The organism is Candidatus Omnitrophota bacterium (assembly GCA_028715965.1).
GTDB lineage: Bacteria > Omnitrophota > Gorgyraeia > Tantalellales > Tantalellaceae > JAQUQS01.
Genome location: JAQUQS010000016.1, coordinates 16,138 through 38,300 on the forward strand (window position 1 = coordinate 16,138; position 22,163 = coordinate 38,300).

Sequence of the window (22,163 nt, forward strand, 5' to 3'; positions counted from 1 at the left end):
GGGAGGGACATATGGTTCGCGCGATATTGCTTATATCTTGCCCTGATAAAAAAGGGATCACGGCTACGATCACGGATTTTGTGTATAAGAACAAAGGCAACATACTACATGCCGAGCAGCATACGGACGAATACGCCAATACGTTCTTTATGAGGGTGGAATGGTCGATGGACGGGTTTACCCTGGCCAGGGACAAGGTCGGTAAGGCGTTCGCGCCTATCGCCAGGAAGTTCGGGATGGAATGGGACCTGTTCTTTACGGACAGGCGTATACGTATGGCGATCTTTGTTTCCAAACACCTGCATTGTCTTTATGATCTTCTCCTCAGGCATAAGTCCGGGCAGATCGACTGTGATATACCTGTTATCATAAGCAATCATAAGGATGCTTGTAGTGTAGCCAGGGAATTCGGCGTGGAATTCCACCATATACCGGTCTCTCCAAGGTCCAGGGACATGCGGCAGGAAGAACAGCTTAAACTGCTTAAGGACAAGAAGGTGGACCTGGTAGTGCTCGCGCGTTATATGCAGATATTGCCCTCGGCGTTCGTGGACAGGTACCGGAACCGCATCATTAACATTCATCATTCGTTCCTACCGGCCTTCGCTGGCAAGAACCCTTACTTGCAGGCCTATCTTCGTGGGGTAAAGATAATAGGGGCTACCAGCCATTATGTCACGGAAGACCTGGATGATGGTCCTATTATCGAGCAGAACACGGTCCCGATAAGCCATCGGGATTCCCTGAAAGACCTTATAATAGAAGGACAGGACCTGGAGAAAGTAGTGCTGAGCCGTGCCGTGATGCGCCATATCGAGAGAAAAGTCCTTGTGTATGACAACAAAACCGTTGTATTTGACTGATCGCTGGTCGGGACGTCGCCCGTTCGTGGAAGAAATGGTAGCGGGGGGCGGGATCGAACCGCCGACAACACGGGTATGAGCCGTGCGCTCTAACCATCTGAGCTACCCCGCCATTTTTCGATGAATTTAAATTATATGTTAAAGGTCATGGTTTGTCAATTAATGATATAATAAAGGCCGGAAGGGCTTGATAGGCGCCATGATATGTGTTAATCTGGGAAAGGATGGAGGCAGATGATAAAACGTTTATTACTGTCGGTATTCTTTGTTACGCTCAGCTTCGTGGGGGGAGTCGCTTCTATCGCGGGTGTAATTGACCGTAAGTCCGGGGACTATATCCCGGTCCCGCGCATGATAGCGCCCGTAACGAGTGAGGTGAACATAAGTGGCGAGCGCGAGGTGTCTTTTAAATGGGACGCGCACGCCGGGAGGAACGATCCCGGCCGTTTCTACATTTTCCGACTTTACAGCGGGAAACAGGCAACGGAGGATGCCCTTATGGTCAAGGAAGAACTTGCTTCGGAAGCCGGGATATCGATCTCTTCCGAACGTTTTGTGCCTGGCCAGTTCTATACCTGGTCGGTACAACAGGGGTATACGGGAAAAGGCAAAAGTGACAAAGGGTACCAAACTTTTCAGGTCATAAAAGAATAAGAGGGGGATAAAATGGATGATTTCAGGTCTCCGGAGGATCTGTTCCGCGACCAGACCGCGAAAATACGCCAGGCGGGCCAGGACTTCAATAAGTTCGTGCCGTATGTTCTTCTGGTATTGCTGGTGGTTTTCATAGCGCAGGGGGCGGTATATTCGATCGGTCCCGACGAGGTCGGCGTGGTCCAGAGGTTCGGCCGTTATGTGCGTATCACAGAACCGGGGTTGCACGCGAAATTCCCGTTCGGGATAGAGTCCGTTACGCCGATAAAAGTGAAAAAGATATTCAAGGAGGAGTTCGGGTTCAGGACAACGGCGGAGGGTGTGCGCAGTGTATACGCGAATAAAGGGTTCTATGACGAGTCCCTGATGCTTACCGGTGACCTGAACATTCTTGACGTCAGGTGGACGGTACAGTACAGGGTGCTGGATCCCGTAAAGCTGCTTTTCCAGACCAGGGACCCGATAGGTAATGTCCGGGCCATGTCCGAAGTGGTCATGCGAAGGCTTTGCGGTGATTATACCGTGGATGAGGTGCTCACGACAAAAAGGGAAGAGATAGCCAGTATGGCGCAGGACCAGTTGCAGGACCTGCTCGATAAATACGATACAGGGATCCAGGTGGTGACCGTAAAACTCCTGGACGTGAACCCTCCGGATGTGGTGAAGCCCGCTTTCAACGAGGTGAATGAGGCCAAACAGGAGAAGGAGCGCATGATAAACGAGGCCTGGGAGGCGTATAACAAGGCCATACCATCGGCAAAAGGTGAGGCCAAACGTACGATAAGCCAGGCAGAGGGATACAAACTGGATAAGGTTAACAGGGCGCAAGGTGAGGCGGGCCGTTTTAACCGGACATGGGAGGAATATAAAAAGGCCCCGGAGATAACCCGTAAGAGGCTATATCTGGAGACCATGGCGGAAGTGCTTCCTTCGGTAAAGAAGATAATCGTCGATCCGGAGCAGAAGTCCATACTGCCCTTGTTCAACGTAAACGGGAATGGGGGGCAGTCAAAATGAAGAGAATAATTAATTTTACAGTTGCGGTAATATTCTTTGTGGTCATGCTTTTCCTGGTGGGCGCCATATATGTGCTGCCGGAGACCCAGCAGGCAGTAATAACGCAGTTCGGTATGCCGATAAAGGACCCGGTGACACAGGCCGGATTGCATTTCAAATTGCCGTTCATCCAGCATGTTAGCTATTTTGAGAAGAGGCTGCTGGAATGGGACGGGGATCCCAACCAGATACCGACCAGGGACAAAAGGTACATATGGGTGGACACGACGGCCAGATGGAAGATAGTTGACGCCTTGAAGTTCCTCAGGACCGTGGGCAGCGAGCGCGGTGCGCACGCGCGGCTGGATGATATCATAAATTCGGCGACGCGGGATGTTATCACGGGCCATGTCCTGGTGGAATCCATACGCGATTCTAACCGTATATTGGACCTGAAAGGCGATATTGACAGCATAGCTTTCGCGGAGGAAGCGCTGGAACGCGTGAAGACCGGACGCCAGGGGCTTGAGAAGCAGATACTCGAGCGGGCCCAGGAGTTAGCGCCGCAATACGGTATTGAGCTCGTGGACGTGAGGATAGAGCGCATAAATTACGTGGAGGAAGTCCGGAAAAAAGTGTACGACCGGATGATATCCGAAAGGAAGCGCGCCGCTGAGCAATATCGTTCAGAAGGTCGCGGTAAGAGCGCGGAGATACGGGGTGAAAGGGAAAAGCTGCTCAAACAGATAGAATCGGAGGCGTATAAGAGCGCGCAGGAGATACGCGGTTCGGCGGACGCTGAGGCTATAAGCGTGTACGCGGACGCGTACAGTAAGGACCCCGGTTTTTACTCGTTCATGAAAACGCTGGAAACGTATAAGGATACGATAGATGACGGTACGACGATCATGCTCTCAACGGACAGCGATTACTACAGGTATATAAAACGGATAGAATAGTCCCGGATGCTGATCCGGCTAATAACAGAAAAGGGGGCGATATGGCCAAGGCTAAAGTGTTGAAGAAAATACCTGTTTCGTCCGTGAACATTTTTAAGATAAGGAACCGCCAGGGGTATGCCGCGATATGCAAAGAGAATCTTACTGAGGGGAAAGGCCGGCAGCAGGTCCTGGAACGCATGAACAAGGCCCTTAAAAGGATGGGTTATACTCTGGCATGATCTGTGTCATGATAATGTCTGGCGAATAAGACCGTGAATATAATATTTTCCATACTGGCTTTTCTGCCGGCTGTAATTGTGCATGAACTCGCCCATGGCTACGTGGCGTACCGTCTTGGTGATCCTACGGCCAGGAATGCCGGGCGTCTTACGTTGAACCCGCAGGCGCACATAGACCCGGTCGGAACGTTCTTCCTGCCTCTTGTGCTGGTCCTGATGCATTCTCCTATAGTCTTCGGATGGGCTAAACCCGTGCCGATCGATCCGTCGAACTTCCGGGATATAAGGAAGGGACTGCTTTATACGAGCGTGGCGGGACCTGCTTCCAATGTAGCGCTGGCGCTTTTAGCGGGAATAGTATATCGTACGGGGATATTCAGCTGGTGTTGTCCCGCCCAGGTCTTTCTGGTGATATGTGTGCTTGTGAACCTTGTCCTGTGCTTTTTCAACCTTATCCCGATACCGCCCCTTGACGGGTCTGGGCTAGTATCATCCTTATTGCCGGTCCGCGCCGCCAGGAGATACGGATCGATAAAACCGTATGGATTCATTATACTTATCGCGCTTCTTTATGGGGGGCTTTTGCATCGGGTGATCATGCCCGTGGTAAGTATTGTCGCGCGAGCCATACTTGGTCATTGATAGCGTGGTTTGTGTTTCCATTCCTGTCCCTGTTATCCTATAATATATCATGACGCGTGGACTGTTGGAGAGGGTTTATGAGAACTGTTGAAAATGACGGAAAGATCGCGAAGCTGATAGACGTCCTTATGGACAAGGCGGATGAATTCGTTTCAGGTGAGGAAATAAGCCGTGGAATGGGTATCACCCGGGCCGCTATATGGAAGTACATGGACAGGTTAAGGTCATCCGGATATATAATAGAAGCTTCTCCAAGGAAGGGGTACATGCTTAAGAGGACGCCGGATAAGATGCTTAAGAACAGTATTCTGCACGGGCTTGGTACGTCGTTGTTCGGTAAGGCCGGCATGTATGTTTATGATGCCGTGGGCTCAACTAACGATAAGGCTTATGAAATAGCGGAAGGCGGTGCTCCGGAGGGTGTGGTCGTCATAGCGGAGCAGCAGACAAGTGGGAAGGGAAGGGTCGGTCGTAAATGGGCTTCTCCTCCGGGTGGGGGGATATACGCGTCGATCATATTGCGGCCGGGCATGGCCCTCAACGCCCTTTCAGGCGCGACCCTTGTCGCGGCGGCGGCTGTTTGCCGGGCCATACGTTCTGTGTCGGGAGCCGACGCGGGCGTCAAATGGCCCAATGATATTTTTGTCCGTGGCCGTAAGGTCTGCGGTATACTCAGCGAGATGAAAGCGGAGCAGGATATGGTGGATTTTCTGATAGTGGGGATAGGGGTGAACGTAAATACGCCGCTGCAACTTCTGCCGGAAGGGTCCACAAGCCTGAAAGAGGAGGCCGGGGATAAGGATGTCGACCGGAACGTCCTTCTGGCGAAAGTGCTCGAGGACTTTGAATCCAGATATTCCGTTTTCAGGGATAAGGGGTTCGCGTCCCTTGTGGATGAATGCAGGGAAATGTCGATAGTGCTGGGGAAGGAAATAAATGTCATGCCTGGCCGGGGCGCGCCACTTAGCGGTACCGCCGTAGATATAGACGAACATGGAGCGTTGGTCATACGGGATGCTTCGGGCGCTTTGCGCAAGATATACAGCGGGGACATAGAATTATAAAGTAGATCGGGGAGATATGAAGATACTTATAGACATAGGGAACACGAATACGTCCATAGCTCTCATGAGGGGGACAAGGATATACAAGCGGTATTTTATCCATACATCAAAAACGTATGTATCGCCTGAAGCGTTCCGGCGACTTATGGGTGCTTCTCTTTCTGACATATCCGAGGCCGTGATAGTCAGTGTTGTTCCCAAATTCAACAAGATAATGGTGGGCACTATAAAGAAGACCATGCCACGTACTAGCGTGAAGATCGTTGGTAGAGATATAAGTGTCCCGATCAAGATCAACTACAGGAAGCCTGACGAGGTGGGACAGGACAGGCTGGTGGTCGCGTATGCCGCTTCGTGTTTATACGGTTCCCCTGTAATAGTCGTGGATTTCGGGACCGCGGTCACGTTCGATCTTGTGAGCCCGAAGGGCGAATATGAAGGAGGATTGATATTTCCCGGTGTCAGGCTGGGAATGAAGGCCCTTGTGGAAAATACAGCGCTACTCCCGGAGATAGAGTTGAAACATTTCAAGGGGGTGGTAGGCAAGGATACCAGGGGAAGTATGCTTAGCGGCATACTTACCGGATATGGGTCTCTTTGTGACGGTATAATAGAGCGTATGCGCTCGGTTTCGGGGGAGAAGATCCCGGTGGTGGCAACCGGAGGCGATGCGGCTCTTTTATCTAAATATGCCCGCAATATAGGTGTGGTGGATGCCGATCTGGTGTTCCACGGGCTGGACAGTTTATCCTGACAGCCATCCGATACAAAAACCTCTTGACATTACTGTGCAATGGTATAAAATCTACTCTTAGCACTCACGCTAAAAGAGTGCTATTTATTTGTTCGAATATAGGACATTTTTAATTTACTCTTGACAAATTCACGGAAAAATATAAAATCTATTCTTAGCACTCACGTTAAATGAGTGCTAACATCGCAAAGTTCAAAAGAAAAGATAAAACGGAGGTAGAGAACATGAAGATCAAACCGCTTGGGGACAGGGTGCTTATCGAAGTGATGGAAGCAGAAGAAGTGACAAAGGGAGGGATAGTATTGCCGGATACGGCCCAGGAAAAGCCGCAGCAGGCTAAAGTGGTAGCCGCTGGAAAAGGTAAGATGTCCGATGATGGAAAAGTAACCCCGCTGGAGGTAAAGGTCGGGGATATCGTGTTGTTCGGTAAATACTCCGGACAGGACCTTAAAATAGATGGAACTGAGTACAAGATGCTCAGAGAAGAAGACATTATGGGGATAATAGAGAAGTAAACGAAAGGGTTTTGAGCGGTAAACCCGATATTTTTTAAGGAGGAGAAATGGCAAAGCAATTACAATTCGGAGATGAAGCTCGCAGGTCCATACTCAGCGGTGTGGAAAAGCTGGCTAAAGCGGTAATAGTGACCCTCGGTCCGAAAGGCCGTAACGTGGTCATCGAGAAGAAATTCGGCGCGCCGACGATAACAAAGGATGGCGTTACTGTGGCGAAAGAGATAGAGCTCGAAGACGCCTATGAGAACCTGGGCGCCGAGATGGTACGTGAAGTAGCATCCAAGACGAGCGATGTGGCCGGTGACGGTACGACGACCGCTACCGTGTTGGCGGAAGCTATATATAAGGAAGGACTTAAGAGCGTAACAGCCGGGGTCAATCCCATGCAGATGAAAAAAGGCGTGGAAAAGGCAGTAGAGGCTGTGGTCGAAGGGCTCAAAAAAATGTCCATCCCCACAAAAGACACCGAGAAAACAGCTCAGGTCGCGACTATAGCAGCTAACAACGACAAGATAATTGGCCAAAAGATCGCGGAAGCCATGGATAAGGTAGGTAAGGACGGGGTAATAACCGTTGAGGAAGGTAAAGGGTTTGAGACCACTCTTAAGCTTGTGGAAGGTATGCAGTTCGATCAGGGATACCTTTCCCCTTATTTCGTCACTGACATGGAAAGAATGGAATGTGTCCTGGACAATCCGTACATACTTATCCATGAGAAAAAAGTCTCTAACATGAAGAACCTTCTTCCCCTTTTGGAAAAGGTAGCCCAGGCCGGCAGGCCCCTGCTCATCATATCGGAAGAGACCGAGGGAGAGGCGCTGGCGACACTCGTTGTCAATAAGATACGCGGCACGTTCGCGTGCAGCGCGGTAAAAGCCCCGGGTTACGGCGACAGGCGTAAAGCCATGCTGGAAGACATTGCCGTGCTAACCGGTGGCAGGGCCATTACGGAAGACCTGGGGATCAAGATGGAGAACCTGAACCTCACGGACCTTGGACAGGCCAAAAGGGTAACAGTGACAAAGGAGAACACGACAATCGTGGAAGGCGCCGGTGACGCTGATGGCGTTAAGGCCCGGATATCCCAGATAAAGAAACAGATAGAGGACTCGGATTCCGATTATGACAGGGAAAAGCTGCAGGAACGCCTGGCCAAGCTCGCAGGCGGGGTAGCGATAATCGAAGTTGGAGCCGCTACGGAAATAGAGATGAAAGAGAAAAAAGCGCGCATAGAGGACGCTCTTCACGCGACCAGGGCAGCTACGGAAGAAGGCATAGTTCCCGGCGGCGGAGTAGCGCTTCTCAGGGCGAGCCAGAAACTCGCGTCGTTCAAGGTAGATACCGACGACGAGGCTATAGGCGTTAAGATAGTTAAAAAAGCCCTTGAAGCTCCGGTAAAAATGATAGCCACCAATGCCGGCGTTAACGGCGAGGTCGTGGTTAACAAGATACTGGAAGAAAAGGACGAGACCTTTGGCTATGACGCGCAGAATGATGAGTTCGGCAATATGGTCAAAAAAGGCATCATAGACCCGACTAAGGTGACCCGTACGGCGCTGCAGAACGCCGCGAGCGTCGCGTCCCTTATGCTTACCACCGAAACGCTGATATGCGACAAACCGGAAAAGGACCAGGGTCCGGCTGCCGGCATGGGCGGCGGTATGGGCATGGGCGGCGGTATGCCGGGTATGATGTAACTTGTGCCTGAGCAGGATCAAAAGGAGGAACGGCTCTTGCCGTTCCTCCTTTTTTTTATGGCCAAGGGAACAATGGCGCCTTTGGAAACGCAATAAAACACTTGACTTATATCCATGCTGTGCTAAAATTAACTGAACTTTGGGGTAAGGTGCCTCCGGCATGTCCGGGGAATTCCTTAGCCGGCGGTGATACGGTGATCATTAGCCGTTAAGTCCGCGAGGCCAAAAAAAGGCTTGAACTCGTGAGAATCGGGTACCGACCGTAAAGCCGGGATGGGAAAAGTATTACGGGATCACCGTTCAACCCTGAAAACCCAAAGTTTCAGGGTTTTTTTATTTTATCCGCCTTCGCAGACTCTGTTTCTTCGGAGCTTTAGCAAAGAAGAACCATAAATTGCTTCGGCGGATTCCGCTACAAGGTGGACTGGCGGATGGTCCTCCATAGCCAGACAATATAAAAGTAAATAGGCGAAGGAGGATAATTCAGGGCCCACGGACATGTCCGTGGGGTTCCACCCTTGGAGGAAAAAGTGAAACGTAATTCAATAGACGATGTCCTTAAGGACATAAGGGCCGGTAAGATGGTGGTCGTGGTGGATGACCCGTCCAGGGAGAACGAAGGAGATCTGATCGTGGCGGCCCAGGGGATCACTCCTGAAAAGATCAATTTCATGGCAAGGTATGGCAGGGGGCTTATCTGTGCGCCTATGTCGGACGAGATAGCCGAAAGGCTTGCTTTACCTCCGATGGCGCCAGAGTTCCAGGATCCGTACAAAACGGCTTGGGCTGTATCTGTGGACGCGGCGCATGGGATCACTACCGGTATATCAGCGCATGACAGGGCCCATACCATAAAATTGTTAGCGGACCCGGATTCCGCTCCCGCTGATCTTGTAAGGCCGGGACACCTTTTCCCATTAAGGGCGAAAAAGGGCGGCGTATTGGTAAGAGCGGGACATACGGAAGCCACGGTTGATTTCATGAGGCTGGCCGGGCTTGTGGAGGCGGGTGTAATATGCGAGATAATGAACGATGACGGTTCCATGGCTAGAATGCCCGACCTCGTGAAGTTCGCCGAGCAGCACAAACTCAAGATATGCACGATAGAGGACCTTATCACCTACAGAAGGACGCGGGAAAAACTCATAGACAAAATAGCGGAGGTGGACCTCCCGACATCGTTCGGAGATTTCAGGCTGCACGCGTACAGGTCCATGACGGACGATTACCAGCATCTCGCCCTGGTCAAGGGGGATATAACTTCGGGGGAGGTAATGGTCAGGGTCCACTCACAGTGCCTGACGGGGGATATATTCCATTCTAAGAGATGTGATTGCGGGGATCAGCTTGAGACCGCGATGAAAATGATATCGGACAATGGGAAAGGCGTTATACTTTATCTTTCCCAGGAAGGCCGTGGCATAGGCATATTCAATAAACTTAAAGCGTATGAACTGCAGGACCAGGGGCTGGATACGGTCGAGGCAAATGAAAAACTCGGGTTCAAGGACGACCTGAGGGATTATGGCATAGGTGCCCAGATACTGGCCGATCTTGGATTAAAGAAAATAAAGCTTCTGACCAACAATCCCAGGAAGATAATCGGGCTCAAAGGATATGGTCTTCAGGTAGTAGGCAGGGAGCCTCTTGAGATAAAGCCCGGTGACCGTAATATAAGGTATTTGAGGACAAAAAAGGAACGGCTTGGACACAAACTGAAGCATGTCTGATCAAGGAGGAAAATATGGCGGGTTCAAAAGTGACAAAAGGGAACATGATATCCAAGAACAAGAAATTCGGGATAGTAGTATCCCGGTTCAATGAGCTGATATCGTCTAAGCTTCTGGAAGGGGCGATAGATACGCTTATCACTCATGGGACGAAAGAAGATGACGTTACCGTTGTCTGGGCCCCGGGGTCTTTCGAGGTGCCAATGCTCGCGAAGAAGATGGCTGTGACAGGGAAATACGACGCGGTCATATGTCTCGGCGCCATTATCAGGGGAGAGACGCCGCATTTTGATCTTATCGCGGGAGAGGCGGCTAAGGGAGTGGCTAAGGTCGGGCTTGATACGGATGTACCGTGTATCTTCGGGATAATAACGACTGATAACCTCGAACAGGCCCTTGATCGGGCAGGTACGAAAAGTGGGAACAAAGGAAGAGAAGCAGCCCGGACCGCTATAGAGATGACGAACCTTTACGATGCTTTCTAGGTCCGTCACGGCGTACAAGAAAGGAACACATATGAGGAAACGTACCATTTCCAGGGAAATGGCGCTTAAGATACTTTACGCGAGCGACATATCGGGGGAATCCCTATGCGATGTCGGCGTAAAGATCTGGAACGGGTCCCCGGCCGTCGAAGAGGATATCAGGGCATACGCGGATGAACTTGTCAGCGGCGTCAACGACAACCGGGAGAACATAGATTCAACGATAGTGCAATATACCGATAACTGGGAGCTGACAAGAATGGCTACGGTTGACCGGAATATCCTGCGTATGGCGACATACGAGCTTCTCTATAAAGAAGACATGCCTCCGAAGGTCGCGATAAACGAGGCCATCGAACTGGCTAAAAAATACGGGGATAAAGATTCCGGTAAATTCGTCAACGGTATACTTGATAAAATAAATAAATCGGAAAGCAGGCGATACAGTGGTAAAGACGAAAAGCAGCTCTGAGGCGGCGCGAGATAAGGCAGTAGGAAGGGTGGATCTCCATGTGCACACGAATTACTCCGACGGTGTCCTGTCCCCGGAAGATGTGGTAAAGAACGCCCTGAACAAGGGGCTTAGCGCCGTGGCGATCACTGATCATGATTGTGTGGATGGAATAGACGAGTGTATGGAAGCCGCGCGCGGAACGGGTCTGGAGATCGTTCCCGGTGTCGAGATATCCGCGTCAAGCGGGGATAATGAGATACACATTCTCGGGTACTTCGTGGCGTGGAAGAACGCTGCGTTCCGAAAGGCCGTGAAAAAGATACAGGAGAACCGCCTGGTGAGAATGGGCAAGATGCTTGACCTGCTCCGGGAAAAAGGCGTGAACATATCCACGGATTCCGTGATGGGCGAGATCAAGCGCGGGAGCGCGGGAAGATTGCATATAGCCCGGGCGCTGGTGAGCGAGAAAATGGTCGAGAACATAAGAGATGCGTTCGACAAATATATCGGCAAGAACGGTCCTTGTTACGTCAGGTATGAACGATTCACTTACGAGGAAGCTATCGCTTTGATCTCCTCATCGGGCGGGATACCTGTCCTGGCGCATCCGGGAGCGTATGGCCGGGACGACGATATCAGATCCTATGTCGACGCCGGGCTTAAGGGGTTGGAAGTATATCATCCAAAACACAGTTATTCGCAAACGAAGAAATATAAAAAACTGGCGGAAAAATACGGGCTTATCGTTACCGGCGGGTCCGATTGCCATGGTACCGGAGGCGACAGGATCATGCTGGGGTCCATACTTGTGGAGCACGACGTCGTGTCGGCCCTGCGTTCCGCCGCGGAAGCCAGGCAGGAAAAACAGTAAGATGGCGTGTACGGATAAAGAACACGAAAAATTCATGTCCATGGCCCTGGAATTGGCCGCTAAAGCCGATGAGAGGACATATCCCAATCCTATGGTCGGCGCGGTAATAACACGCAACGGTGGTGTTGTGGGCCGTGGATACCACAGGAAAGCGGGTATGCCCCACGCGGAAATAGTCGCGCTGAAAGACGCCGCCGGCAAAGCCCGGGGCGCGGATATGTATGTTACGCTGGAACCTTGTGACCATTTCGGCAAGACCCCGCCATGCACGGAAGCGATAATACGGAACGGCATAAGGTCGGTCTTTGTCGCCATGAAGGATCCTAATCCTCTCGTGGCCGGCAAAGGTATAAATAAGTTGAGAAAAGCGGGTATTCAGGTTAAGGTCGGCCTTTGCGCGGGCAGGGCCAGGGAACTTAACCGTAAATACATGGAATTCATTTCGTCAAAAAGACCGTATATCACATTGAAGCTGGCCCAATCACTTGATGGAAAGATAGCGGCGCGCAACGGAACGTCCAGATGGATAACCTCGCCTGTTTCCCGGGCATATGTCAAGAAGTTGAGGGCACGGCATGATGCTGTCATGGTCGGGATAAACACCGTCCTCAAGGACGACCCTCTTCTTTTGCCCGCCGGGAAAAAAAGCGTTTATCCGGTCAGGATCGTCGCTGATAGCAAGCTAAGGACACCGCTTCGCTCACAGCTTATCAGGACCGCTGGACACGCGCCGGTCATTATCCTGTTTACTGAACTTGCGCCGCGAGCGAACATGGAAAGATTGACCGCGGTGAAAGGCGTCAAACTGGTCCGTTTACGGTCCGTACGGGGAAGAGTGCCGCTCAGGATGGCGATGAAGGAGCTGTATCTTCACGGGGTGTATAACGTGCTGGTGGAAGGTGGGGCGGACCTGGCGGGTAGTCTTGTGGACGAGAAACTTGTGAACGAGGTCATGTTCTTCATCTCCCCAAAAATACTTGGAGGGGATATGACGTCGCTGAGAGGTAAGGGGGCCGGAGATATAAAGCACGCTATAGGCCTTAAGGATGCCGTATGCGCTAAGGTGGGGCAGGATATCCTGGTAAGGGGAAAGATATGTTCACGGGTATAGTTCAAACTATCGGGAAAGTAAAAAGCGTGCTTGAACGGAAGGGCACGTATCATTTGCGCGTGGATGCCGGGAAAAAACATGATGACGTGGATATAGGGGGAAGCATAGCCGTTAATGGTGTGTGCCTTACGCTCGTTTCCCGTTCCAGCGCCCTGTCCTTTGATGTCATAGGGAGGACTTTCGAGACCACTAATCTTAAACGTCTCAGGCCAGGGGATAAGGTGAACCTTGAGCCGGCGCTTAAAGCCGGGGACATGGTAAGCGGACATTTCGTTTCCGGGCATATCGATGGTGAACGGAAGGTCCTGAGCGTTGGGAAGACCCTCCGCGGGGTAGAAGTGGAGATCGGCCTGGAGCCCGAAGATAGGCGTTTCGTGGTGCCCAAAGGTTCGGTCGCCCTGGACGGGATAAGCCTGACGATAGGGGAAATACTTAAAAATTCGTTCAAGGTATTCATCATCCCGCATACCCTTGGGAACACCACGCTTAACATGGTCAAAAAAGGATATACGGTGAACGTGGAATTCGATATGCTCATGAAAAAAGATATGACGCGGCCGGAACATGCGGGGCCTGCGAAGGGCAAAATAACCTGGGGTAAGCTTGCCGAGAATGGTTTTATATGATATTGTTGGTACGTGTCGTGTAAAACGTAAATACGGGAGGGCAGTATGAAAAAATGTCTTATATCGATGATGATACTATGCCTGCTGGTCTCAGTATGTGGAGTGGCCGGAGCTACGGATACTCCGGGCCCGGTGACCAAGCTTGGCCGCGGATTGACCAACATATTGACGTCGCCGCTTTTCTTTTTTAAGGGCATAAACGACGTGTCGGAAGAGAAAGGCCTGTTCGCGGGGACGACGCTGGGAATTCTCCAGGGAGTCATCGAGTTCGGGAAAAGGGTAGTGGTAGGCGCGTATGAGACCGTTTCTTTCCCGGTCCCGGCCCCAGAGGGATATGCCCCGATATTGACGGACCCGGAATACCTGATGCAGCCGTGAATTAACGTAAGTTGTCACGCCTGTAGGATATATAACAATACTATTGACGCTGTTATATTATAATGTTAATATAGCAGCGTTTCTTTTAGAAATGGTCGCGGGGCGTAGCGCAGTTTGGCTAGCGCGCCACGTTCGGGACGTGGAGGTCCTGGGTTCAAATCCCAGCGCCCCGACCAATTTTTCTTCGTCACAAACTATCCTTTATCGGGGATTACCTGGCATGGGTAACGTTCAAAGGGTTCATTTCTTTTTCTTCGGAACAGTTCAAGGTGTTGGTTTTCGTTTCACCGCTTTAAACGCTGCCAAAAGGTCAGGTGTATCCGGGTTCGTGCGTAACCTCCCGGATGGCAGCGTGGAGGCTGTTTGCGAAGGCACCGGGAACCAGATCGACGCGTTCCTGGGAGAGGTCACCCGTGACATGTCGGGATATATATCGGATTATAAAGCGCGGGAAGAGGCTGTTCACGGTAAGCTGTTGGAAGGCTTCCGCATAACACATTAGAACAAGGAGGGACATGATATCTTACGTTTTATTTAGAAGGCCCGTAGCGGTGCTGGTAGCGATATCTTTCTGTCTGGGCGCGGTTGGGTGCGCTCAGCTAAAGGATAAATTAGTCCCAAAATCAAAAAAAGAGACAAAGCCGACGGCTCGATATATAAGCGTGAAGGAATACGACGTGAAGCCCAGCCTGGACCTGTATACCAAGCGATATGTGTACTGGAAGAACTGGCACAGGGACCTTCTTGACGTTCTGCAGTCGGATAACCACAAAAAGACCGTGATAGCCGCGGAGCAGGACGTTTCGAACCTGATAGACATGCGTAATATGCTGGTTGATGAAAAAGCCGCCGCGCTTCAGGAGATCATTGACGACATGGCAGGGATAGAACAACAGATAAAGATGGAAAAGGTGACCGCGGGGAACGCGGTCAGGATGCGCCGCAAGCTCGAGAATATAGGGAGAGCCGTAAAAAAAGATTTCTCATATACGAAAGTGGGAGGAAGTATAAGGAGCGAGTTTGCGAAGTGACGACAACGTTCTGATAGAAGGGTTCGTTGTCGGACCGTTAGGAGCCAATTGTTATGTCGTGTATGACGCCGGTTCCGGCAAAGGCCTGTTGGTGGACCCGGGAGCATATGACCCGGCTATAGATGAGTTCATAAAGGACTCCGGCCTGGATATCAAGTTCACCGTCAACACGCACGGACACGTGGACCATATAGCCGCTAATGGTGATTTCAGGTACCCGGTAGCTATCCACGAGTTGGACGCGGAGAGCCTGACGGACCCGTGGAAGAACCTCTCAATGCTGACGGGTCAGACCGTTAAGCCCGGGAGCCCGGACCGTCTACTTGTGGACGGGGATATCCTTGAGCTTGGCGGGACCATGGTCAGGGTCATACATACACCCGGACATAGCCCCGGTTCGATATCACTTCTTGTCGGGGAGGAAATACTCATCAGTGGTGATACTCTGTTCCGTGAAGGAGTAGGGAGGACAGATCTGCCCGGAGGGGACCAGGACGCGATAACACGATCGATAGCGGACAAGTTATACGTTCTCCCGGACAAGACCCGGGTCTTTCCGGGGCATGGCCCGTCCACATCCATAGGGTATGAGAAGGAACATAACCCCTTTATCTGAAGAAACGGTAAAATGAAAAAGCATGTGGAACAATTCCTGTATTTTATGGAGGTAGAGAGAGGCGTAAGCGCGAACACCATAAGTTCGTACAGGCATGACCTCCTCAGGTTCTCCGGATATATTGAGAAAAGCAGGACGGATATCGTTTGCGTTACCAGGGATGACATAGTCAATTACATGCTCCATCTCAAGGACGGAGGATTGGGCGCGACGAGCATAGCCAGGAACCTGGCGGCGCTTAAGACGTTCTGGAAATTCCTTCTGGCCGAACAGGTAGTGCGGGAAAACGTGGCGGCCATGGTCGAAACGCCGCGTATGTGGAAGACGATCCCTGGGGTGCTTACGAAGGAAGAGGTGGAACGGCTCCTGGCCGCTCCGCCACGCACGAAAGCGGGCATACGGGACAGGGCCATACTTGAATTGATGTACGCTTCCGGACTCAGGGTCTCGGAAGTGGTAGAGCTTAAGAAGACCGATATCAACCTGGCTTCGTTGTATGTCAAATGTTTCGGCAAAGGCGGTAAAGAAAGGATAGTCCCGTTCGGTGACGCGGCATCGTCGGCCATGGCGAAATATCTTTCGGACGCGAGACCGCATCTGGTCGGGTCAGGCCAGTCCACGCATTTTTTTCTTTCAAAACTGGGCCGGAAGATATCACGACAGAGCCTCTGGAAAATGATAAGGAAATACGCCGTTAAAGCGGGGATAACAAAACATATCACGCCGCATACACTTCGGCATTCTTTTGCCACGCATCTTCTGGAAGGCGGAGCGGAACTCCGTGGCGTGCAGGAAATGCTTGGCCACGCGGATATTTCCACTACGCAGATATATACGCATGTCACTAGCGATAAATTACGTAACGTACATAAAAAATTCCATCCCAGGGCGTGAGCCCGTTCGTGAGGTGTCTTATGAAAAGGGACCTGGCAGGAAAAATGACAAGTGTATTGCCTCCTAAGATCGTGCGTCTTATCGCCTTGATAGGGGAGAAGGCCCGGGATGGCGGGTCTCGAGCCTATCTTACAGGCGGTTTTGTCAGGGACCTCGTGATGGGTCGGGCCAACAAGGACGTTGATATAATGGTCGAGAGGGACGCGATCGGGTTCGCGGAACAGATGGCGTGTGTTTTGAACGCTTCCATCGCGGTGTATCCGAGATTCGGAACAGCGACCTTGTTCCTGCCCCCAATTGGCTCCAGGGGGACAGGGGGGCTCAGGGTAGACCTTACCACCGCGCGTAGAGAGACCTACAAAAAACCAGCCGTACTTCCCGACGTGGCCGAGGGGGATATCAAGGATGATCTTTTCAGGAGGGATTTCACGATAAACGCCATGGCCGTGTCCATATCTCCGGGAGAGTTCGGGGCGCTGGTGGATCCGTACGGGGGAGAAAGGGACATCGGGAAAAAGATAATACGTGTTCTGCATCCGGGAAGTTTTATTGATGATCCAACGCGCATATTCAGGGCAGTAAGGTTCGAGCAGCGTCTGGGGTTCAAGATAGAAACGGGAACGAAGCGGCTGATAAGAACGGCCGTTCGTGAAAAAATGTTCGACAAAATATCAGGGGAAAGGTTACGGAACGAGCTTGTGGCAGTCATGAACGAGAAATATCCCGAAAGGTGTTTCTCCCGGATGAGCCAGCTTGACGAAATAAGGTTCATCTCTCCGGGTATGAAGCTCGTGCCGGACTGCGCGCGTGTCGCAGGACAGATAAGAAAAGACCACGCCTGGTATGCCGTTGCTTTTCCTGAGGAGGACCATCCGGGTCTCTGGATAGCTTACCTGATGCTTTTTATGTCGGGGCTTACCTCCCGGGCGGCGGAACGCGCGCTCAAACGCCTGATATTCTCAAAGGATGTTACGGCTAAGGTCATGGCCCAGAAGAGCGTTCCACGTAAGGAGATAGAGTTATTAGGGTCCGGCAGGTTGACAGCCGCCGGGATTTACGATATCCTGAAGCCTCTGCCGGTCGAGGCTGTGCTTTTTTTGTACAGTTCCGCCGGGGGAACGCAGGCAAGAAAATATATCCGCGCATACCTGCGGAAATACCGTTACGTTGTGACGGAGACGGACGGGAACGCTCTCCATGAATTGGGGGTAAGGCCCGGGCCGTTCATGGGAAAGCTCCTGCGTGAGATACTGCGCAGAAAATTGGAAGGCAAAGCGCCGACAAAGGAGCGGGAACTCGGGCTTGTCAGGGACATACTTTCCGGACGGGAAAGGATATAGCGCGGGATATGCATTTAAGCGTTATTTCGATAGAGCTTTATATAAAAAGTTCACGTAGTCTTAAAGACAAAAGAAGTGTTCTCAAAAGTCTTAAGGAAAGGATGCGGGCCCGCTTTAACGTTTCCGTGGCAGAAACGGGAAAGCTCGACAAATGGCAAGCCGCGGAACTGGCTATAGCTATAGTGTCCAACGACCGGACTCGTCTCTCAAAAGAAGTAGACGGCATCATGGGTCTTGTGGACGGTTATGTGAAAGTAGTGGTGCTGGATCATCACGTGGAATATCTATAGGGGATCGGGGATATCATGCTGGATAGGATGGATCGTATATGTGAGACCATAAAACGAGAGATATCGTTCATTCTCGCGTCAGAGATAGACGATCCGCGTGTACAGGGAGTAACGGTCGTCAGGGCGGAAGTGTCGAGGGACCTCAGGGAGGCCCGGATATATTGCGTTATTCCGGCAGAGAACATGGATAAGAAAGACGGGGTACTAAAAGGGCTAAAGCGGTCTGCGAGCCATGTGCGCGGGTCTCTGGCAAAAAAAATAGCCATGAAATATGTGCCGAGGTTAACTTTTCTGGAAGAAAAAAGGGATCAGAAAGCGCATGGCGGGATAGACGAGATATTCGCCAGGCTGGAAAAGGAGAAGAAGGAAAAAGAGATGAAAAAGAAACTCACGTATATGTTGGATAACGATGACATGAAAGCGGTCGTTGAGGCGATCAAGGGCGTGGACAACTTTCTTATTACCGCGCATATTAATCCCGAAGGGGATTCCGTGGGCAGCCAGCTGGCCATGTACCACATCCTTAAACAACTCGGTAAGACCGCGGTCATGGTGAACCACGACGTCGTCCCGGATAACCTCAGGTTCCTTAAAGGCTCCGGGCTTATAACTGATTCTATCCCGGAGGGGTTTGTCGCCCAGGCATGTATCGTCCTGGATTGTCCGGTCATGGAGCGTACCGGGGTAGTGGAGAGCCTGCTGGCCGAAGGCCTCCGGATCATCAATATAGACCATCACGTGAGCAATTCCATGTTCGGGTCCGTTAATTGGGTGGCGCCGGAGGCGTCGTCCGTGGGAGAGATGATATACCATCTTATCGCGGCGTTGGGGGCGGAGATCTCCGAGGAGGTGGCCGAGCCTATATATACCGCTATAGTGACCGATACGGGCAGGTTCAATTATGACAATACCACTTCGGTAACACACGCCGTAGCTGGCGAGCTCATAACCAGGGGGGTCGATCCCAAGAGGATGTACAGCCAGATATTCGAGAAGAAATCGTTCGAGGAAATTAAGGTCCTTGGGAGCGCTCTCTCCACGCTCAAGCTTGAGGCGGGCGGGGCTATAGCTTATATGTACATTACCCGGGAGATGTGCGAGCGGGAAGGTGTAAGCGCGGTGTCCACCGACGAATTCATTAACTATCCGCGTTCCATAAAAGGGGTAAAGGTAGCGATCTTCTTCAAGGAGAACGGCAACCATAAGAACAAGATCAACGTGAGCTTTCGGTCCGCGGGGGATGTGAACGTGAACAAAATAGCCGCGGGATTCGGGGGTGGCGGGCATCCTCTGGCATCGGGATGTGTGTTCGAGCGTTCTCTGGAGGAAGCGATAGACATCGTTATCAAGGAAGTGAAAAAGGTCGTTTTCGCGGAAGAGGGTGCCGGCAATGGCGAATGACGGAGTGCTTGTCGTGGACAAGGAAAAAGGCATGACCAGTCATGATGTGGTTAGCGCTGTCCGGCGCAGGTTCGGCGTAAAAAAAGTGGGGCATGCCGGTACGCTCGATCCCAACGCGACCGGAGTACTTGTGCTTTTGCTGGGAAAGGCCACCAAAGCCTCAGTGCTTTATTCGTCGGACGAAAAAGAGTACGAGGCGAGGATAAAGCTGGGAGAACGTACGGATACGGGAGATCGGGAAGGCGTGGTGGTCGCGACAAGCGACGCGCTTCCAGGCGAGGATGAAGTGAGGCGTGTGGTGATGGGGTTCGAGGGTGAGTCCGACCAGGTCCCCCCGATGGTCTCCGCCAAAAAGGTCAAGGGCAAAAAACTTTACGAGTTGGCCCGCAAGGGCATAGTGGTCGAGAGGGAACCGGTAAGGATAACCATATCGGATATGGAGATAACTAGCGTCGATATGCCTTTTTTCGATGTAAGAATGACATGTACCAAGGGGACATATGTTCGTCAGCTGGCGGACGATATCGGGACCGTCCTGGGATGTGGCGCGCATCTTTGGGAACTCCGCAGGACGAGGTCCGGAAAGTTCCGGATAGAGGACGCGGTCGGGTTCCAGGAAGTAATGGAAATGAGCCCGGAAAGACTCAATGAAGTTATTATACGGTTATAGAAGCTGGAGAAGTAAATTAAAGGCCCCGGTGGCTTGTATCGGTATCTTTGATGGCGTGCATCTTGGCCATCGTAAGGTGATAGCGCGGACCATGGCTTTCAACGCGCCGGGTCGTGACCGTATTGTGATAACGTTTGATCCCCATCCCAGGAACTATTTCAGCAGCAGGAACGACCCCCCCCGTATAATGTCCCTGGAACACAGGCTGTCGATATTCGAGAAGATGGGTCTGGACGCGGCCGTTGTTATAAATTTCTCCGAGGCCATTGCTTCTATGGCGCCTGAGGATTTTGTCGAAAAAGTGCTTGTAGGTATGGGGGTAGGCACTGTCTTCGCCGGCAGCAATTTTTATTTCGGTGCCGGTAAAAAGGGCAGTATAAAAGAGCTGGCAAAGATAGGCAAAAAGTTCGGGATCCAGGTCAAGTCCGTACCTCCGGTAAAAAGGGACGGCAAGATAGTCAGCAGTACGTGGATCAGGGACCTTATCTCAAAAGGCGACCTTGTCAGGGCGAAAAGACTTTTGGGACGGCCTGTTTCAGTGTTGGGGACCGTTGTAAGCGGGGATAAACGCGGGAGGAGATTCGGGATCCCTACCGCCAATATAGACCCGCATCATGAGGTGATACCACCCCCGGGTGTTTACGCGGTGGATATCCCTCTTGGAGGCAGGTCTTACGGCGGAGTATTGAACATAGGGTTTAAGCCGACATTTTACGGTAATAAGTTGAAAGCGAGAAAGGAGCCGTGTATCGAGGCGCATATACCCGGCTTCTCTGGCGACCTTTACGGCCGCCACATAGAGATATTTTTTCTGTCCCGTATACGCGGAGAACGCAGGTTTTCCGGGGAAGACAAGCTCAAAGAGCAGATAGAAAAGGACATTTCGGCCGCGAAGGGGATATTCCGAAAAGCCGGCCGGCTCGCCGTAAATAGGATGACATAGGTGTGATTAAACCGTGGAATCTTCTTTATTCCTAACCGTAATAATATTATAATATAACTAACAAAACCACGTTCATTATTATTGTATTTACAAAGTATTGTTTATATGCTAACATACAGCCCGATGATAAAATCCGGGACGTTTGTTGGCGTCCTTGAACAGGAGGTGAAATAAAGCAATGGCAACCACAAAAACGAAGAAACAAGAGATCATTGGAGAGTTCAAGAAGCATGATTCTGATACGGGATCTCCGGAGGTACAGATAGCGCTTCTGAGCGAGAGGATAAATTCTCTTTCCGAACACTTCAAGATGCACAAGAAAGACCATCATTCCCGCAGGGGACTTCTTATGCTGGTCAACAAGAGAAGAAAGCTACTTAAGTATTTGAGAACAGTGGATGATGAAAAGTACAAAGATACCATCCAGAAGCTCGGGCTCAGGAAGTAAGAGCCCCGATTTTATTAATTCAACAGGAAAGACAGGTATAGGATATGGAATCAGTTACAACCAGATTGGGGAATGAAGAACTTATAATATCGACAGGAAAACTTGCGAAACAGGCTGACGGGTCGGTCACCGTGCAGTGTGGCGGCACTATGGTGCTTGTCACGTGTGTGTGTGCCAGAACAGCCAACGAAAGCATGGATTTCTTTCCCCTTACGGTCGAGTATAAGGAGAGGACTTTCGCGGCGGGCAGGATCCCAGGCGGATTTTTCAAGAGGGAAGGCAGGCCTACAGAGAAAGAGATACTCACTTCCAGGATGATAGACAGGCCGATAAGACCGCTGTTCCCGGACGGCATGATGAACGAGGTGCAGGTGATAGCGACAGTGCTTTCATCCGACGGGAAGAACGAGTCTGACGCTCTCGCCGTTATCGGCGCGTCAGCGGCGCTCACTATATCCGATATACCTTTTAACGGCCCTATAGGTTGTGTGAGGGTCGGCAAGGTCGGGG

28 protein-coding genes and 2 tRNA genes are annotated in these 22,163 nt (G+C 51.4%); 29 read left to right on the top strand and 1 reads right to left on the bottom strand.

What is annotated here, in order from left to right; all coding sequences use genetic code 11:
- Window positions 1–11: 11 nt before the first annotated feature.
- Complete coding sequence (gene purU / locus PHH49_06795) at window positions 12–863, top strand: formyltetrahydrofolate deformylase (protein MDD5488647.1); 852 nt, start codon at window positions 12–14, stop codon at window positions 861–863.
- A gap of 35 nt (window positions 864–898) precedes the next feature.
- On the opposite strand, the gene PHH49_06800 is transcribed toward purU, so the two are convergent.
- A tRNA-Met gene (locus PHH49_06800) sits at window positions 899–975 on the bottom strand.
- Between the two features lie 122 nt (window positions 976–1,097).
- Between PHH49_06800 and PHH49_06805 the strand changes: the two genes are divergently transcribed.
- From PHH49_06805 to PHH49_06940, 28 genes are all read left to right on the top strand, one after another.
- Entirely contained in the window at window positions 1,098–1,517 is a 420-nt protein-coding gene (locus PHH49_06805) for a hypothetical protein (protein MDD5488648.1), read from the top strand.
- Between the two features lie 12 nt (window positions 1,518–1,529).
- Window positions 1,530–2,534, top strand: a complete 1,005-nt coding sequence (hflK, locus tag PHH49_06810; GenBank protein ID MDD5488649.1) for an FtsH protease activity modulator HflK — start codon at window positions 1,530–1,532, stop codon at window positions 2,532–2,534.
- Window positions 2,531–3,472, top strand: coding sequence for a protease modulator HflC (gene hflC / locus PHH49_06815; GenBank protein ID MDD5488650.1), 942 nt, complete (start codon window positions 2,531–2,533; stop codon window positions 3,470–3,472). Before hflK ends, hflC begins: the two co-directional genes overlap by 4 nt.
- A gap of 41 nt (window positions 3,473–3,513) precedes the next feature.
- Window positions 3,514–3,693 carry a hypothetical protein gene (locus PHH49_06820; GenBank protein ID MDD5488651.1) on the top strand — a complete coding sequence of 60 codons (180 nt, stop codon included), beginning with the start codon at window positions 3,514–3,516 and terminating at the stop codon, window positions 3,691–3,693.
- A 33-nt stretch (window positions 3,694–3,726) separates the two neighbouring features.
- A complete protein-coding gene (locus PHH49_06825; protein ID MDD5488652.1) occupies window positions 3,727–4,335 on the top strand; it encodes a site-2 protease family protein in 609 nt (202 codons plus the stop codon).
- Window positions 4,336–4,412: 77 nt separating this feature from the next.
- On the top strand, window positions 4,413–5,399 hold the full coding sequence (locus PHH49_06830; protein ID MDD5488653.1) for a biotin--[acetyl-CoA-carboxylase] ligase: 987 nt from the start codon (window positions 4,413–4,415) through the stop codon (window positions 5,397–5,399).
- A gap of 16 nt (window positions 5,400–5,415) precedes the next feature.
- Window positions 5,416–6,153, top strand: a complete 738-nt coding sequence (locus tag PHH49_06835; protein ID MDD5488654.1) for a type III pantothenate kinase — start codon at window positions 5,416–5,418, stop codon at window positions 6,151–6,153.
- A gap of 224 nt (window positions 6,154–6,377) precedes the next feature.
- Entirely contained in the window at window positions 6,378–6,668 is a 291-nt protein-coding gene (groES, locus tag PHH49_06840; GenBank protein MDD5488655.1) for a co-chaperone GroES, read from the top strand.
- A 47-nt stretch (window positions 6,669–6,715) separates the two neighbouring features.
- A complete protein-coding gene (gene groL, locus PHH49_06845) occupies window positions 6,716–8,365 on the top strand; it encodes a chaperonin GroEL (protein ID MDD5488656.1) in 1,650 nt (549 codons plus the stop codon).
- Between the two features lie 530 nt (window positions 8,366–8,895).
- The gene (locus tag PHH49_06850; protein MDD5488657.1) at window positions 8,896–10,095 is read left to right on the top strand and encodes a bifunctional 3,4-dihydroxy-2-butanone-4-phosphate synthase/GTP cyclohydrolase II; all 1,200 of its coding nucleotides are present in this window, start codon (window positions 8,896–8,898) and stop codon (window positions 10,093–10,095) included.
- 14 nt (window positions 10,096–10,109) lie between these two features.
- The gene (gene ribE, locus PHH49_06855) at window positions 10,110–10,580 is read left to right on the top strand and encodes a 6,7-dimethyl-8-ribityllumazine synthase (protein ID MDD5488658.1); all 471 of its coding nucleotides are present in this window, start codon (window positions 10,110–10,112) and stop codon (window positions 10,578–10,580) included.
- A gap of 31 nt (window positions 10,581–10,611) precedes the next feature.
- On the top strand, window positions 10,612–11,052 hold the full coding sequence (nusB, locus tag PHH49_06860) for a transcription antitermination factor NusB (protein MDD5488659.1): 441 nt from the start codon (window positions 10,612–10,614) through the stop codon (window positions 11,050–11,052).
- Window positions 11,027–11,905, top strand: coding sequence for a PHP domain-containing protein (locus tag PHH49_06865; protein MDD5488660.1), 879 nt, complete (start codon window positions 11,027–11,029; stop codon window positions 11,903–11,905). The genes nusB and PHH49_06865 overlap by 26 nt, the downstream gene beginning before the upstream one ends.
- Window position 11,906: 1 nt before the next feature.
- Window positions 11,907–13,016 carry a bifunctional diaminohydroxyphosphoribosylaminopyrimidine deaminase/5-amino-6-(5-phosphoribosylamino)uracil reductase RibD gene (ribD, locus tag PHH49_06870; protein ID MDD5488661.1) on the top strand — a complete coding sequence of 370 codons (1,110 nt, stop codon included), beginning with the start codon at window positions 11,907–11,909 and terminating at the stop codon, window positions 13,014–13,016.
- Window positions 13,001–13,642, top strand: a complete 642-nt coding sequence (locus PHH49_06875; GenBank protein MDD5488662.1) for a riboflavin synthase — start codon at window positions 13,001–13,003, stop codon at window positions 13,640–13,642. The genes ribD and PHH49_06875 overlap by 16 nt, the downstream gene beginning before the upstream one ends.
- Before the next feature lie 45 nt (window positions 13,643–13,687).
- Window positions 13,688–14,020 carry an exosortase system-associated protein, TIGR04073 family gene (locus PHH49_06880; protein MDD5488663.1) on the top strand — a complete coding sequence of 111 codons (333 nt, stop codon included), beginning with the start codon at window positions 13,688–13,690 and terminating at the stop codon, window positions 14,018–14,020.
- Between the two features lie 98 nt (window positions 14,021–14,118).
- Window positions 14,119–14,196: transfer RNA gene (locus PHH49_06885), tRNA-Pro, on the top strand.
- A gap of 44 nt (window positions 14,197–14,240) precedes the next feature.
- A complete protein-coding gene (locus PHH49_06890) occupies window positions 14,241–14,522 on the top strand; it encodes an acylphosphatase (protein ID MDD5488664.1) in 282 nt (93 codons plus the stop codon).
- A gap of 13 nt (window positions 14,523–14,535) precedes the next feature.
- Window positions 14,536–15,051, top strand: coding sequence for a hypothetical protein (locus tag PHH49_06895; protein MDD5488665.1), 516 nt, complete (start codon window positions 14,536–14,538; stop codon window positions 15,049–15,051).
- The gene (locus PHH49_06900; GenBank protein MDD5488666.1) at window positions 15,041–15,667 is read left to right on the top strand and encodes an MBL fold metallo-hydrolase; all 627 of its coding nucleotides are present in this window, start codon (window positions 15,041–15,043) and stop codon (window positions 15,665–15,667) included. The genes PHH49_06895 and PHH49_06900 overlap by 11 nt, the downstream gene beginning before the upstream one ends.
- A gap of 12 nt (window positions 15,668–15,679) precedes the next feature.
- Window positions 15,680–16,561: a site-specific tyrosine recombinase XerD gene (gene xerD, locus PHH49_06905; protein ID MDD5488667.1), complete on the top strand. Its 882-nt coding sequence runs from the start codon at window positions 15,680–15,682 to the stop codon at window positions 16,559–16,561.
- Between the two features lie 20 nt (window positions 16,562–16,581).
- On the top strand, window positions 16,582–17,901 hold the full coding sequence (locus PHH49_06910; protein MDD5488668.1) for a hypothetical protein: 1,320 nt from the start codon (window positions 16,582–16,584) through the stop codon (window positions 17,899–17,901).
- An 8-nt stretch (window positions 17,902–17,909) separates the two neighbouring features.
- Window positions 17,910–18,191, top strand: coding sequence for a DUF503 domain-containing protein (locus PHH49_06915; GenBank protein ID MDD5488669.1), 282 nt, complete (start codon window positions 17,910–17,912; stop codon window positions 18,189–18,191).
- Between the two features lie 15 nt (window positions 18,192–18,206).
- Window positions 18,207–19,592, top strand: a complete 1,386-nt coding sequence (gene rbfA, locus PHH49_06920) for a 30S ribosome-binding factor RbfA (protein ID MDD5488670.1) — start codon at window positions 18,207–18,209, stop codon at window positions 19,590–19,592.
- Complete coding sequence (gene truB / locus PHH49_06925) at window positions 19,582–20,262, top strand: tRNA pseudouridine(55) synthase TruB (protein ID MDD5488671.1); 681 nt, start codon at window positions 19,582–19,584, stop codon at window positions 20,260–20,262. Before rbfA ends, truB begins: the two co-directional genes overlap by 11 nt.
- Entirely contained in the window at window positions 20,240–21,205 is a 966-nt protein-coding gene (locus tag PHH49_06930) for a bifunctional riboflavin kinase/FAD synthetase (GenBank protein ID MDD5488672.1), read from the top strand. Before truB ends, PHH49_06930 begins: the two co-directional genes overlap by 23 nt.
- Window positions 21,206–21,383: 178 nt before the next feature.
- Complete coding sequence (rpsO, locus tag PHH49_06935) at window positions 21,384–21,653, top strand: 30S ribosomal protein S15 (protein ID MDD5488673.1); 270 nt, start codon at window positions 21,384–21,386, stop codon at window positions 21,651–21,653.
- Window positions 21,654–21,697: 44 nt separating this feature from the next.
- On the top strand, window positions 21,698–22,163 hold a 466-nt coding region (locus PHH49_06940), incomplete at its 3' end, for a polyribonucleotide nucleotidyltransferase (protein ID MDD5488674.1).